5 protein-coding genes, 13 tRNA genes and 3 rRNA genes are annotated in these 14026 nt (G+C 35.4%); 17 read left to right on the plus strand and 4 right to left on the minus strand.

Annotated features, from left to right (window positions below; translation table 11 throughout):
• Positions 1–12 precede the first annotated feature (12 nt).
• The 17 genes from CHTY_RS00350 (at position 13) to CHTY_RS00430 (ending at position 7692) form a co-directional block, all read left to right on the plus strand.
• Positions 13–1479 (plus strand): YidC/Oxa1 family membrane protein insertase, encoded by a 1467-nt coding sequence (locus tag CHTY_RS00350; RefSeq protein ID WP_203551961.1) that lies wholly within the window; start codon positions 13–15, stop codon positions 1477–1479.
• A 181-nt stretch (positions 1480–1660) separates the two neighbouring features.
• A tRNA-Tyr gene (locus CHTY_RS00355) sits at positions 1661–1744 on the plus strand.
• 102 nt (positions 1745–1846) lie between these two features.
• A 16S ribosomal RNA gene (locus tag CHTY_RS00360) occupies positions 1847–3379 on the plus strand.
• A 65-nt stretch (positions 3380–3444) separates the two neighbouring features.
• Positions 3445–3521: transfer RNA gene (locus CHTY_RS00365), tRNA-Ile, on the plus strand.
• Between the two features lie 57 nt (positions 3522–3578).
• A 23S ribosomal RNA gene (locus tag CHTY_RS00370) occupies positions 3579–6428 on the plus strand.
• A gap of 32 nt (positions 6429–6460) precedes the next feature.
• Positions 6461–6567, plus strand: a 5S ribosomal RNA gene (rrf, locus tag CHTY_RS00375).
• Together the 16S, 23S and 5S rRNA genes with 13 tRNA genes alongside form the textbook arrangement of a ribosomal RNA operon.
• 42 nt (positions 6568–6609) lie before the next feature.
• Positions 6610–6685 (plus strand) — tRNA-Val (locus tag CHTY_RS00380).
• Between the two features lie 75 nt (positions 6686–6760).
• A tRNA-Thr gene (locus CHTY_RS00385) sits at positions 6761–6836 on the plus strand.
• Between the two features lie 3 nt (positions 6837–6839).
• Positions 6840–6915, plus strand: a tRNA-Lys gene (locus CHTY_RS00390).
• Positions 6916–6959: 44 nt separating this feature from the next.
• Positions 6960–7046: transfer RNA gene (locus tag CHTY_RS00395), tRNA-Leu, on the plus strand.
• A gap of 5 nt (positions 7047–7051) precedes the next feature.
• A tRNA-Ala gene (locus CHTY_RS00400) sits at positions 7052–7127 on the plus strand.
• Between the two features lie 38 nt (positions 7128–7165).
• Positions 7166–7242, plus strand: a tRNA-Met gene (locus CHTY_RS00405).
• 1 nt (position 7243) lies between these two features.
• Positions 7244–7320: transfer RNA gene (locus CHTY_RS00410), tRNA-Ile, on the plus strand.
• A gap of 6 nt (positions 7321–7326) precedes the next feature.
• Positions 7327–7417, plus strand: a tRNA-Ser gene (locus tag CHTY_RS00415).
• Positions 7418–7448: 31 nt separating this feature from the next.
• Positions 7449–7525: transfer RNA gene (locus CHTY_RS00420), tRNA-Met, on the plus strand.
• Between the two features lie 6 nt (positions 7526–7531).
• Positions 7532–7607, plus strand: a tRNA-Asp gene (locus tag CHTY_RS00425).
• 9 nt (positions 7608–7616) lie between these two features.
• Positions 7617–7692 (plus strand) — tRNA-Phe (locus CHTY_RS00430).
• A gap of 323 nt (positions 7693–8015) precedes the next feature.
• On the opposite strand, the gene tsaB is transcribed toward CHTY_RS00430, so the two are convergent.
• From tsaB to CHTY_RS00450, 4 genes are all read right to left on the minus strand, one after another.
• The gene (tsaB, locus tag CHTY_RS00435) at positions 8016–8624 is read right to left on the minus strand and encodes a tRNA (adenosine(37)-N6)-threonylcarbamoyltransferase complex dimerization subunit type 1 TsaB (protein WP_203551962.1); all 609 of its coding nucleotides are present in this window, start codon (positions 8622–8624) and stop codon (positions 8016–8018) included.
• A gap of 43 nt (positions 8625–8667) precedes the next feature.
• Positions 8668–9102: a tRNA (adenosine(37)-N6)-threonylcarbamoyltransferase complex ATPase subunit type 1 TsaE gene (gene tsaE / locus CHTY_RS00440; RefSeq protein WP_203551963.1), complete on the minus strand. Its 435-nt coding sequence runs from the start codon at positions 9100–9102 to the stop codon at positions 8668–8670.
• 61 nt (positions 9103–9163) lie between these two features.
• Positions 9164–11653 (minus strand): DNA gyrase subunit A, encoded by a 2490-nt coding sequence (gyrA, locus tag CHTY_RS00445; RefSeq protein ID WP_203551964.1) that lies wholly within the window; start codon positions 11651–11653, stop codon positions 9164–9166.
• Between the two features lie 85 nt (positions 11654–11738).
• Positions 11739–13751 (minus strand): DNA topoisomerase subunit B, encoded by a 2013-nt coding sequence (locus CHTY_RS00450; RefSeq protein WP_203551965.1) that lies wholly within the window; start codon positions 13749–13751, stop codon positions 11739–11741.
• Between the last annotated feature and the right edge of the window lie 275 nt (positions 13752–14026).

The raw sequence follows: 14026 nt of genomic DNA on the forward strand, positions 1-14026 counted from the left end.
GGATTAATAAATATGGATGTTAAAAACAGTATTCTTAAAAAAAATTCTTTTTTTTTAATAATTACTTTGTTAGTTATAGGTATTTGGTTTTTTTGGCCAAAAAAAGCTTTAAATATTAAGTTTTTACAAAAAGTTAACATTGGTGCGGATCACTTTGTTATTTATGCTGTTGATCATAAAAATAAAGAAGTTAAAATAGATAAACAAGAAGATTATGATAAATGGTTTGAAAGAAAAAAAAATGAAAAATATTTTTTCGGATTGCTTTCTAAATTACCACCAGTTGTTGAAAATGAATCAGTTGTTAGTCTTCCACCATTAAACTTATCATTTAAATCGGCTAAATCAGACGCAGAAAAAATTAAAATTATGTATGCCTTTTGGACTATTCCTGCTGGCACTAATTGTGAATATATTAGTGGTAAAGAATACTTGCATAAAATTCAAAAACATTTAACAATTAATAACAAGAGTACGATTGAAAAAATTGAATTATCTCCTGGTGTCAAAGAACCTCAAAAACTCTTTAATAATGTTTCCAATGATTCTTCTTCTAGTGTCGAACTTATATTATCACCCCAGTCGTCATCATCAGAATCAGAAAAAGTAACAGTAACAATAGAAACTTACATTACCAACTCTTCTCTGCCAATTCAATGGCCTTCTAGGTTGGATTGGAGTCTTTTTGGTTATTTGTGGAATGTTTTAATTATTTCTATTAGTTTTCTATTATATTTTTTCTCAACTTTTTTAATTAATATTGGTGGTGGCGCGTTTTTTGGAAACTTGGGACTTGGTGTTGTGTTAACCACTATTATCATCCGCACCTTAACTTGGCCTATTTATACCAAAACTAGTACTTTTAGCATGAATATGAATTTATTGCAACCTGAAATTGCAAAAGTGAAACAAAAATATGCTTTACAAAAAGATCCTGCTTCTATTCAAAAAATGCAGTTAGAAATTTTAAAAGTTTATCGTAAGAATAATTTTAGTTTTTGGGGTTTTTTAGTTTCCTTTTTACAACTACCTTTATTCATTGCTATCAACCAAACTTTACGTCGTTTTTTAATTCAGGGAGGTATTTTTGAAACTTCTGCTTTAATTCACCAACCTTTTTTAGGATTTATTAGTTTAGATCCCGATCAACCTAATGACATTTCTATTGTTATTTTATTATCTTTTTTAGTGGGTATAACAATGTTTATTTTAAATAAGATAAGTTTTAAAAAACCTGATTATTTAAAAACTTCTACACATCATTTAACTGCAGAACAAAAAATGAAAGCTAAACAGTCAGAAAAAACAATGAAAATTACAAGTTGGATTATGATTTTAATGATGGTCTTTTTTTCTCGTTCTAATACAGTTTTATCTTTATATTGGATTGTTGGAAATACTTATACTATTTTTCAAACTTTAATTACTCGCAAAAAATTGGAAAAAAAATATTGGGAATTGAAAAATAAATCTATTTAATTTTTTGCATCACTATTTTAAAAATAGACAAATATTGTATTTGATAATTTGTTTTACCAAAGATTAATGGTTGTCTATTTTTACTAAATATGCATTTTTAAATTAAATTTTAAAAAAATTGCTTTTTCCTTTTGTCTGTGTTATAATAAATTAGGTAAATAAATTTTACATTTTTAATTTTGGAGGGATAGCGAAGTGGCTAAACGCAGCAGTCTGTAAAACTGTTCCGTAAGGTACGATGGTTCGAATCCATCTCCCTTCACCATTAAGATTCTTTTTTTAATCTTTGAAAACTGAAGATGATACTTATAAATTTTTAATTTCATTTTTTAAATTAACTAGTTTAATTTAAAAGTAATAGTAACAATATACGAAGAGTTTGATCCTGGCTCAGGATTAACGCTGGCGGCGTGCCTAATACATGCAAGTCGAACGGAAATTTAAGCAATTAAATTTTAGTGGCGAACGGGTGAGTAACGCGTAAGTAATCTGCCCTTAAGACGAGGATAACAGTTGGAAACGACTGCTAAGACTGGATAGGAGATAAGAAGGCATCTTCTTATTTTTAAAAGACCTAGCAATAGGTATGCTTAAGGAGGGGCTTGCGTCACATTAGTTAGTTGGTAGGGTAAAAGCCTACCAAGACGATGATGTGTAGTCGGGCTGAGAGGCTGAACGGCCACATTGGAACTGAGACACGGTCCAAACTCCTACGGGAGGCAGCAGTAGGGAATTTTCGGCAATGGAGGAAACTCTGACCGAGCAACGCCGCGTGAACGATGAAGTATTTCGGTACGTAAAGTTCTTTTATTAAGGAAGAAAAGATGGTGGAAAAACCATTATGACGGTACTTAATGAATAAGCCCCGGCTAACTATGTGCCAGCAGCCGCGGTAATACATAGGGGGCGAGCGTTATCCGGAATTATTGGGCGTAAAGGGTGCGTAGGCGGTTTAATAAGTTTATGGTCTAAGTGCAATGCTTAACATTGTGATGCTATAAAAACTGTTTGACTAGAGTTGGATAGAGGCAAGTGGAATTCCATGTGTAGCGGTAAAATGCGTAAAGATATGGAGGAACACCATAAGCGAAGGCGGCTTGCTGGGTCTTAACTGACGCTGAGGCACGAAAGCGTGGGGAGCAAACAGGATTAGATACCCTGGTAGTCCACGCCGTAAACGATGAGTACTAGACGTTGGGTTAAACCAGTGTCGAAGTTAACACATTAAGTACTCCGCCTGAGTAGTACGTACGCAAGTATGAAACTTAAAGGAATTGACGGGACTCCGCACAAGCGGTGGATCATGTTGTTTAATTCGAAGGTACCCGAAAAACCTCACCAGGTCTTGACATGCTTCTGCAAAGTTGTAGAAATACAGTGGAGGTTATCAGTTGCACAGGTGGTGCATGGTTGTCGTCAGCTCGTGTCGTGAGATGTTGGGTTAAGTCCCGCAACGAGCGCAACCCTTGTTGTTAATTGCCATCATTAAGTTGGGGACTTTAGCAAGACTGCCAATGATAAATTGGAGGAAGGTGGGGACGACGTCAAATCATCATGCCCCTTATGACCTGGGCTACAAACGTGATACAATGGCTGTTACAAAGGGTAGCTGAAGCGCGAGCTTTTGGCAAATCTCAAAAAAACAGTCTCAGTTCGGATTGAAGTCTGCAACTCGACTTCATGAAGTTGGAATCGCTAGTAATCGCGAATCAGCATGTCGCGGTGAATACGTTCTCGGGGTTTGTACACACCGCCCGTCAAACCACGAAAGTTGGCAATACCCAAAGCCGGTGGCCTAACTTGAGCAATCAAGAGGGAGCCGTCTAAGGTAGGGTTGATGATTGGGGTTAAGTCGTAACAAGGTATCCCTACCGGAAGGTGGGGATGGATCACCTCCTTTCTAAGGAAAAAGTTATCATCTTCAGTTTTGAGAGACTTAAAAAAGTTTTTCATTTTTTAAGATTAGGGCCTATAGCTCAGTTGGTTAGAGCACACGCCTGATAAGCGTGAGGTCGGTGGTTCAAGTCCATTTAGGCCCACCAAAATAGGTCACATCTTAAAAAAGCTCTTTGAAAAGTAGATAAACTAAGGTTAAAAAAATCAAAGGAATTAAGGGCGCACAGTGGATGCCTTGGCACTAAGAGCCGATGAAGGACGCAATTAACGGCGAAACGCCACGGGAAGCTGTAAATAAGTGGAGATCCGTGGGTATCCGAATGGGACAACCCGTTACATTGAAGCTGTAACATCCTCGCAAGAGGAAGGAAACGCAGTGAACTGAAATATCTAAGTAACTGCAGGAAAAGAAAGTAATAACGATTCTGGTAGTAGTGACGAGCGAACCCGGAATAGCCTGATACCATTGCTAGTTATAAAGTTTTAACGAAGTAGAAGCTTTTGGAAAGAAGTACCATAGTGGGTGACAGTCCCGTAAACGTAAGTTAAAATCTAGGGTATCAACAAGTACGGCGAGACACGAGAAATCTTGTCGGAAGATGGGAGGACCATCTCCTAAGGCTAAATACTACTTAGTGACCGATAGTGAACTAGTACCGTGAGGGAAAGGTGAAAAGAACCCCGAAAGGGGAGTGAAATAGATCCTGAAACTGTGTGCTTACAATTAGTCAAAGCACGTTAAAGTGTGATGGCTTGCCTTTTGCAGAATGAACCGGCGAGTTATGATATGGAGCAAGGTTAAGTTTGAAGGAACGGAGCCGTAGCGAAAGCGAGTCTTAAAAGGGCGTTTTAGTTGCATGTCATAGACCCGAAACTGAAGTGAGCTAGCCATGAGCAGGTTGAAATTTAGGTAAAACTAAATGGAGGACCGAACCAGGACACGTTGAAAAGTGTTTGGATGACTTGTGGCTAGGGGTGAAATTCCAATCGAACTCAGAGATAGCTGGTTCTCCCCGAAATAGCTTTAGGGCTAGCGTTGATTTGGTTATTTGATGAAGGTAGAGCACTGAATGAGTAAGGGCTCCACCTCGGGGTACCGAATTCAATCAAACTCCGAATGTTATCAAATAAAATCAGCAGTCAGACTGTGGGTGATAAGGTCCATGGTCAAAAGGGAAAGAGCCCAGACCGTCAGCTAAGGTCCCAAAATTGATGTTAAGTGGCAAAGGAAGTGAAGACGTTAAAACAACTAGGAGGTTGGCTTAGAAGCAGCCATCCTTTAAAGAGTGCGTAATAGCTCACTAGTCGAATGACTCTGCGCCGAAAATGTACCGGGGCTAAAACATCATACCGAAGCTACGGATTAGAATAACTATTTATAGTTATTTCAATGGTAGGGGAAGCGTTCTGACATCAGTGAAGCCATAGCGGAAGCAGTGGTGGAGAGGTCAGAAGTGAGAATGCCGGTGTAAGTAACGAAAAGATAGGTGAGAATCCTATCCGTCAAAAACCCAAGGTTTCCAGGGCCAGGTTCGTCCTCCCTGGGTTAGTCGGGTCCTAAGGTGAGGGAGAAGTCCGTAGCCGATGGCAAGCAGGCTGAGATTCCTGCACTAGTTAATCAACTGATGGAGGGACAAAGAAGGCTAAACGCGCCCCTGATTGGATTGGGGTAGAAAAACTAAGTCTGAGCAGATAGGCAAATCCGTTTGCTCATTTAAAGATGAGGTTTGAAAGTAAAGTGATTGATGTCATGCTTTCAAGAAAAGCTTCTAGGGTTAATTGATTAACTACCCGTACCGTAAACCGACACAGGTGGGAAGGTAGAGTATACTAAGACGCGCGAGCAAACTCTTGTTAAGGAACTCGGCAAAATGACTCCGTAACTTCGGGATAAGGAGAGCTTTTATTAAAAGTAAAAGCCGCAGAGAATAGGCCCAAGCGACTGTTTATCAAAAACATAGGTCTTTGCTAAACCGCAAGGTGATGTATAAGGGCTGATGCCTGCCCGGTGCTGGAAGATTAAAAGGAGATGTCAGGTAACGAAGCATTGAATTGAAGTCCCAGTAAACGGCGGCCGTAACTATAACGGTCCTAAGGTAGCGAAATTCCTTGTCGGGTAAGTTCCGACCCGCACGAAAGGCATAACGATTTGGGCGCTGTCTCAACAAGAGCCTCGGTGAAATCAAATTACCGGTGAAAATGCCGGTTACCCGCGACAGGACGAAAAGACCCCATGGAGCTTTACTGCAACTTAATATTGAAATTGGAAATAGGATGTACAGGATAGGTGGGAGACTATGATCAAAAAACGCTAGTTTTTTGGGAGTCATCCTTGGGATACCACCCTTGTTATTTTTAGTTTCTAACCTGCACAAGTAGATTGTGAGGGACAGTGTTTGGTGGGCAGTTTGACTGGGGCGGTCGCCTCCTAAAAAGTAACGGAGGCGTTCGAAGGTTCCCTCAAAATGGTTGGAAATCATTTGTAGAGCATAAAGGCATAAGGGAGCTTGACTGCGAGACTGACAAGTCGAGCAGGGACGAAAGTCGGACTTAGTGATCTTACGGTACCGAATGGAAGGGCCGTGACTCAACGGATAAAAGCTACCCTGGGGATAACAGGCTTATCGCTTCCAAGCGTTCACAGCGACGAAGCGGTTTGGCACCTCGATGTCGGCTCATCGCATCCTGGAGCTGGAGAAGGTTCCAAGGGTTGGGCTGTTCGCCCATTAAAGCGGAACGCGAGCTGGGTTCAGAACGTCGTGAGACAGTTCGGTCTCTATCCGTCGTGGGCGTTGGAAATTTGAAAGGAACTGTCCCTAGTATGAGAAGACCGGGATGGATATACCGCTGGTGTTTCAGTTGGTTCGCCAGAGCCACAGCTGAGTAGCTATGTATAGAAGGGATAAACACTGAAAGCATCTAAGTGTGAAGCCTCCCTTAAGATGAGATTTCCCTATGAGATCCCTGAAAGACGATCAGGTTGATAGGCTAGAGGTCTAAGAAGAGTGATCTTTTCAGCTGACTAGTACTAATAGATCCATTGACTTTGATTTTTTTTAACCCGTTTATCTAGTTTTGAAAGATCCTTGGTGCATAAAACTAAGGGGCCACACCTGTTCCCATCCCGAACACAGCAGTTAAGTCCTTAGTACTGACAATAGTTTTCACGAGCGAAGATAGGGAGTGCCAAGGTTTGCTTTAATTATTTTCCGTCATTGAATTCAAACTCCTCAAAGAGGATTAGCTCAGTTGGGAGAGCGTCTGCCTTACAAGCAGAATGTCGGGGGTTCGAGCCCCTCATCCTCTACCAGAAAATATTTTTTCTGATGATATCGGATAAAATAATTTTATATTTTGTTTTTAATATTAACTATAATAATTTATTGCCAAAATAGCTCAATCGGTAGAGCAACTGATTTGTAATCAGTAGGTTACGGGTTCGATTCCTGTTTTTGGCACCACTTGTCCCGTTAGCTCAGTTGGTAGAGCACTTGACTTTTAATCAAGGTGTCGAAGGTTCGACCCCTTCACGGGATACCAATTTTTTTGCATACAAACATAAATTTTAACTTTTTTTAATTATTGCCTGGATGGTGGAATCGGTAGACACGTGGGACTTAAAATCCCATGGTTGATAGACCGTGTCGGTTCAAGTCCGACTCCAGGTACCAATTTAGGGGCTTTAGCTCAGCTGGAAGAGCATCTGTCTTGCACACAGAAGGTCAGCGGTTCGATCCCGCTAAGCTCCACCAAAAATAAAAATAAATATTAATATTGATTTTTGCACAATGGCGGTGTAGCTCAGCTGGCAAGAGTGCACGGTTCATACCCGTGAGGTCGAGGGTTCGACTCCCTCTGCCGCTACCATGGACCTGTAGCTCAGCTGGTCAGAGCTACCGGCTCATAACCGGTTGGTCGTAGGTTCGAATCCTACCGGGTCCACCATTTTTTGGAGGAATACCCAAGTCCGGTTGAAGGGGTCAGTCTTGAAAACTGAGAGGTCTGAAAGGACGCGGGGGTTCGAATCCCTCTTCCTCCGCCATTAATCATTTTTCCATTTTATTATTATATATCGCGGGGTAGAGCAGTTTGGTAGCTCGTCGGGCTCATAATCCGAAGGTCGTAGGTTCGAATCCTTCCCCCGCAACCAAATAAAGGTTCGGTGGTGTAGTGGTTAACATGCTTGCCTGTCACGCAGGAGATCGCGGGTTCAAGTCCCGTCCGGACCGCCATTTTTATTAGGCTCTGTAGCTCAGTCGGTAGAGCAGTGGCCTGAAGAGCCTCGTGTCGGCAGTTCGATTCTGCCCGGAGCCACCATATTATTATTTTCTGATTTTATTTTTTAACTATATCTTTCTTAAGTCAATTAAACATAAGTAGCCTGTTGAGGCTACTTTTATTATTATTTTCTTTCATTAAAAACGAATAACTTTCAAAATTAGTCTTTTTTAATGAAAGTCATTTAAAATCCATTAAAGACCCTCCTTAAGGAGGGTCTTTTTATAACGAAAGAACCTTAATTAGACTAAAGTCATAGTTTGACTTTTGGAAAAGTTAAAGAAAAGGCAAATAAAATGAAAAATTAGTTTAAATTACAAACAAAAAGACTACTAACCTTTAAAGGTTAGTAGTCTTTTTGTTTATTTATTATCTTTAGTTAACTTTTGATTTTTTAATTGACGTTCGGCTTGAGTTTGTACTAAATAATTAGGGACCAATAAATGAGGATTTAAAACTTGTGTCATAAAAAGATAAATATTATTCAGTGATATCTTAATACTTTCTTCAGAAATTAAGATATGATTTTTAAAAAATTGTAAAAAAGAACTATCATAGCGTCCTTCTTTTAAGCAAATTTGCTTTAAGTTGAAACTTAAAGCAAAAAAGAAATTATTTCTGGCATCTACTAAAGGTGTTAAAAATTGGGAAGAATAACCACTAGTTAAAAGAATTAAACTACTAATTTGATATAAAGGAATTTGTAAAGTCCAAGATAACATTTTAGCAGTTAAAACAGCTACTCTTGTGCCAGTATAAGAACCAGGACCAACGCCTACTACGATAAGATCAAGGTTTTTTAAAGTCATATTATTTTCTTTTAAAATAGCATCTATTAAAGAGGTAATAGAGGCTACATAATCTTTTGATATAAGTGGTTGCTTTAAGGTTTTAATTTGATTATTTTGGCTTAAAATAATTATTTTGCTTTTGCTAGAAGAATCTAGGATTAAAATATTTTTTGTTTTCATAATGCAGTTACCTTTTTACATAATTGTTGTCCAAGAAAGAAAATTATATATTTTGTTCCATAGTGATTCTTCGTTGCTTTTCATTGATAAAATCAATTTTAATTAAAAAATTAAAATTAGGAAAAAGATAGCGATGATCTTGAGGGAATTCAACTATTAAAATATCAGGATTAATAAATTCTTCTAATAACTCCTCTAAAAATTCTTCTTCTAGAGGTGATTTATATAAATCTAAATGATAAACTTTACGATTAGTGGTTTCATAAGTTTTCATAAGGACAAAAGTAGGACTGGCAATAATTTGATTAATTCCCAAAGATTGAATCAAACCTTTAGTAAAAGTTGTTTTGCCAGAACCTACAGTTCCTTGTAACAAAATAATAGTTTTTTGAGTTCGATTAGCTATTTGTTGAGCTAACCAAAAGCCTAGTTTTTTAGTTTCTTTAAAAGAATTAGTTATTTGATTACAATATATCATTTTTAAACCACTTTTTAATAGTATTGATGTCGGAAAGAAGGGAAGAAAAGATCAATCACAATTAAATATTAATTTTTAAAGAATCTTCTTTTTGAATAATAGCTACTGAAACAGCCTTGTGAGCGTTTTTTAATTTAATAATTTTAGTTCCTTGTGTCGCTTTATTTTTGGTTTTTGTAATATTTTCGATCGAAACTCTTACTACTTGTCCTTTATCAGAAGAAATAATTAATTCATCAGAAGGCAAAACTACTTTTAAAGCAATTAGTTGTCCTTTTTCAGCATTCACTTTAATAGTTTTAGAACCTTTACCATTGCGAGATTGAATGCGGTATTGATTAATATTAGTAATTTTACCAAAACCATTTTCAGTCATTACTAAAATACTTTGGATTAAAGAATTATCATCAAAAACAGCAGCCCCAATTAAGAATTCTTCTGGGCTTAAGCGCATACCCATAACTCCCATACTATTACGGCTAGTTTTTCTAGTTTGTATTTCATCAAAACAAATAGCATTGCCATTATTAGATGCTAAAACGATAGTATGTTGTCCGTTAGTTTTGCTAACTGTTAATACTTCATCTCCTTCTTTTAACCTAATAGCAATTAAACCTCTTTTTTTAATATTATAATATTCTTTTAAAGGTGTTTTTTTAACTATTCCTTTTTTAGTAGCAAAAAATAAATAATCTTGGTTTTGGTTAAAAGATTTAACATTTGTGAAAGAAGTTAAAAATTCTCCCTTTTCAAATGGTAAAAAATTAATTAAAGGGGTTCCTTTGGATTGCCTTGAACCTAAAGGTATTTCATGTCCTTTTAATTGATAAACTTTCCCTTTATTCGTAAAAAATAAATGATAATCATGAGTAGAAGTAGTAGCTAAATGTTCAATGAAATCTTCTTCATAAACTTTCATCCCAGATACTCCTTGGCCGCCTCTTTTTTGTTGTTTATAAGTATCTATTTCCATACTTTTGATATAACCTTTATTAGTAATAGTGATAATAAGAGGTTTTTCTTCAATCAAATCTTCATCTCGATAATCAAGTAGAGAATCAAAATTAAGGACTGTTTTTCTTGGATCTTGATATTTCTTTTTAATTTCTAAAAGTTCTTTTTCTAGTATTTTTTCTTTTTTAGTTTGAGACTTAATAATGCTTTCACATTCATTAATTTCTTTAGTTAAATTAGCTTCTTCTGTAATTAATTTTTGAGTTTCTTGATTAGCTAATTTTTGTAAACTCATTTCTAAAATAGCTTTACTTTGGAGAGTATCAAATTGATATTGTGACATTAATTTTTGTTGAGCATCTTTAACATCAGCAGATTTTTTAATTAATTGAATAGCGTGTTCAATATCTTTTAAAATAGTTAAAAAAGCTATCACTAAATGTTTACGAGCATTAGCTTTTTGTAATTCAAACATCTTTTGACGATTAATAACATTGATACGGAAATGAAAAAAAGCTTCTAAAATTTGTTTTAAAGAAACTAACTGAGGTTTACGGTCAACTAAAGCTACCATATTAATGCCAAAAGAAACTCTTAATTGAGAGTGTTTATACAATTGATTTAAGACAATCTTAGCATTGGCATCTCTTTTTAATTCAATTACTATTTTCATTCCTTGACGATTAGATTCATCTCTTAAGTCAGTAATTCCTTCAATTATTTTATTTTTCACCAAAAGAGCGATTTTTTCAATTAAAACACTTTTTTTAACTTGATAAGGGATTTCAGTAACAATAATCGAAGTACGCCCTTTTTCGGTTATAATATGAGCTTTAGCTTTTAAAATAACTGTTCCTTGACCTGTTTTATAAGCATTTTCAAGTCGTTTTAAACCTAAAAGTTCACCACCAGTAGGAAAATCAGGTCCTTTAATATGTTGCATTAATTCATGAAGAGAAATGTCTTTATTGTGGATATAACTAATTAAACCATCAACCACTTCGCCCAAATTATGAGTCGGTATTTTAGTAGCCATTCCCACAGCAATCCCAGTAGCTCCATTAATTAATAAATTAGGAAATGTAGTTGGTAAAACTAAAGGTTCCTTTTCGCTACCATCGTAATTATCAACAAAATCAATAGTTTCTTTATCAATGTTTTTAATTAATTCCATGGCAATTTTAGCCATTTTAACTTCAGTATAACGCATTGCTGCTGCTTTATCACCATCAATAGAACCAAAATTACCGTGACCATCAACTAAAGGATAACGATAGCTAAAATCTTGAGCCATACGTACCATTGCCTCATAAATACTAGAATCGCCATGAGGATGGAATTTCCCCATAACATCCCCGACAACGCGAGCAGCTTTTTTATAACTAGAATGGCTATAAACGCCTAATTCTTTCATTCCATATAAAATACGTCTTTGAACAGGTTTTAAACCATCTTTAATGTCGGGTAAAGCTCGTGAAACAATAACACTCATGGCATAACTTAAAAAGGACTTTTTCATTTCATCGCTAAGGTTAATGTTTTCGATATTCCCTTGGTTAAAAATATCTTGTTCTAATTTGGACTTATCATCACTCATATTTCCTTAACCCCTTTATTTTTTTAATATATCTATATATCTTGTATCTTATTTTTTTAATATTTATTTTATTTATTTTAACAATCTAAATATCAAGTTCTGCTTCTAAAGCTTTAGCTAAAATAAAATTTTTTCTTGGTAAAACTTTTTTACCCATTAACGTATTAAAAGTTTGATCAGCCTCTTGCAGGGATTCCTCTTGAGTTAATGCTGTTAAAGCGTCTTGTAAAGTGACTTTTAAAAGGGTTCTTGTTTCTGGGTTCATCGTTGTTTCCCATAATTGATCAGGATTCATCTCTCCTAAACCTTTATACCTTTGGAATCCCTCTTTAATATTGCGTTGTTCAGCAAAAGCTTGTTTATGTTGTTCTTCATAAAAATAAGTAATATTTTTGCCTTTTTGATATTTATATAAAGGAGGTCTTGCAAAATAAATATAACCTTTATCAATTAAAGTTCTAAAGTTTCTAAAAAAGAAAGTTAAAAGTAAAGTTCTAATATGAGCACCATCAACATCGGCATCCGTCATAATGATAATCTTATGATAACGGATTTTTTCAAGAGGAAGCTCTTTGGTCTTGCCAATGTTAATCCCGACCCCAATTGCTTGAATTAAGGATTTAATCTCTTTATTAGTTAGAATTTTAGAAGATTGCGTTTTTTCAACATTAAGGACTTTTCCGCGCAAAGGAAGGATAGCTTGAAAGCCTGAGTCTCTTCCTTGCTTAGCAGAACCACCAGCAGAATCGCCTTCGACAATATATAATTCAGAAGATTGAGGATCTTTACTACGACAATCAGCTAATTTAGAAGCAAACCCTAAAGAATCAAGTGGTTTATTTCTAGTAATTTCACGAGCCCTTTTAGCCGCTAATCTAGCATTTGCTGAAAGTAAACATTTGTCAATTATTTTTTTAGCGCTTTGAGGATGTTCTAATAAAAATTTTTCTAAAAATTCACCAAAAAGTTGTGATACAATAGCTCTTACTTCTACATTTCCTAATTTAGCTTTAGTTTGACCTTCAAATTGAGGATCTTGATGTTTTAAAGAAATAATAGCAGTGATCCCTTCTAAAATATCTTCACTCATTAAATGTTCGTCTTTTTTTAAAAGATTAAATTCTTTAGCATATTTTGAAATATTACGATTTAAAGCTAATTTAAACCCTTCTTCATGGGTTCCCCCTTCATGAGTGTGAATGTTATTAACAAAAGAGTAAATTTTTTGTGTTTGAGTATAATTTTGAACTATTTGGGGATCTGTTTCTGCATCTTTATCTGATTCTTGTATTTGTTGCTTTTTATTTTTTTGATCCACAGTATATTCAAAAGTAACTTCTAAGGCTAAACCAGGAAGCTCTTTTTCTAAATAAAAAACATCATGAAAAGGTTTTTGATGATGTGTTTGATCAACAAAATTAAGATAATCTTGTAAACCAGCTTCATGATAAAAACTAAAGCTAACAGCTTCATCTTTTCTTTTGTCAATTAAATTTAATTTCAGCTTTTTATTTAAAAAAGATAATTGTTGCAATCTATCTTTTAAAATTTGTAAGTCATAAACAGTGGTTTCTTTAAAAATTTCAGGATCAGCTAAAAATTTAATAATAGTCCCTTTACGATTAGTTGGGCCAACGATTTCTAAAGGGGTAACCGGCACACCTTTTTCATATTTTTGATAATGGATTTTTTTATCTAAATGAATTTCAACAGTAAACCAACTAGATAAAGCATTAACAACAGAAGCCCCCACGCCGTGAAGTCCGCCAGAAACTTTATAAGCAGAACCATCAAATTTTCCACCTGCATGCAAAGTGGTTAAAATAGTTTCTACCGCTGGTTTCCCTGTTTTAGGGTGAATTCCTACAGGTATTCCTCGACCATTATCAGTAACACTAATAACATCTCCTGGCATAATTTCTAAAGTAATTTCATTAGCGTGTCCTGCCAAAACTTCATCAATAGAATTGTCAACGATTTCCCAAATTAAATGATGTAATCCTTTGGCAGCAGTAGAACCAATATACATTCCTGGTCTTTTTCGTACTGCTTCTAAACCTTCTAAAATCTGAATACTATCAGCGTTGTATTTTTTCAAAAGAATGAGTGCTCCTTTTTTAAGTTTATTTGATAATTTGCTTTTTTAGATAAATAGATAAAAAAATATAAAAATAAGACTATTTTATAATTCCAATCTTAAGATATTATAGCATAAAATAAGTAGTCATGGTCAAAATATGTAGTTAAATATTTGAATTAATCGATTTTTGATCTTTATGTTTTTTAATAGTGATATAGCAACGATAAATGATTTATAAGATTATTTAAAAAAGAAAAAACCATCGCCAATGATGGTTTATTTTATTGAATGCA

The organism is Candidatus Phytoplasma meliae (assembly GCF_016876135.2).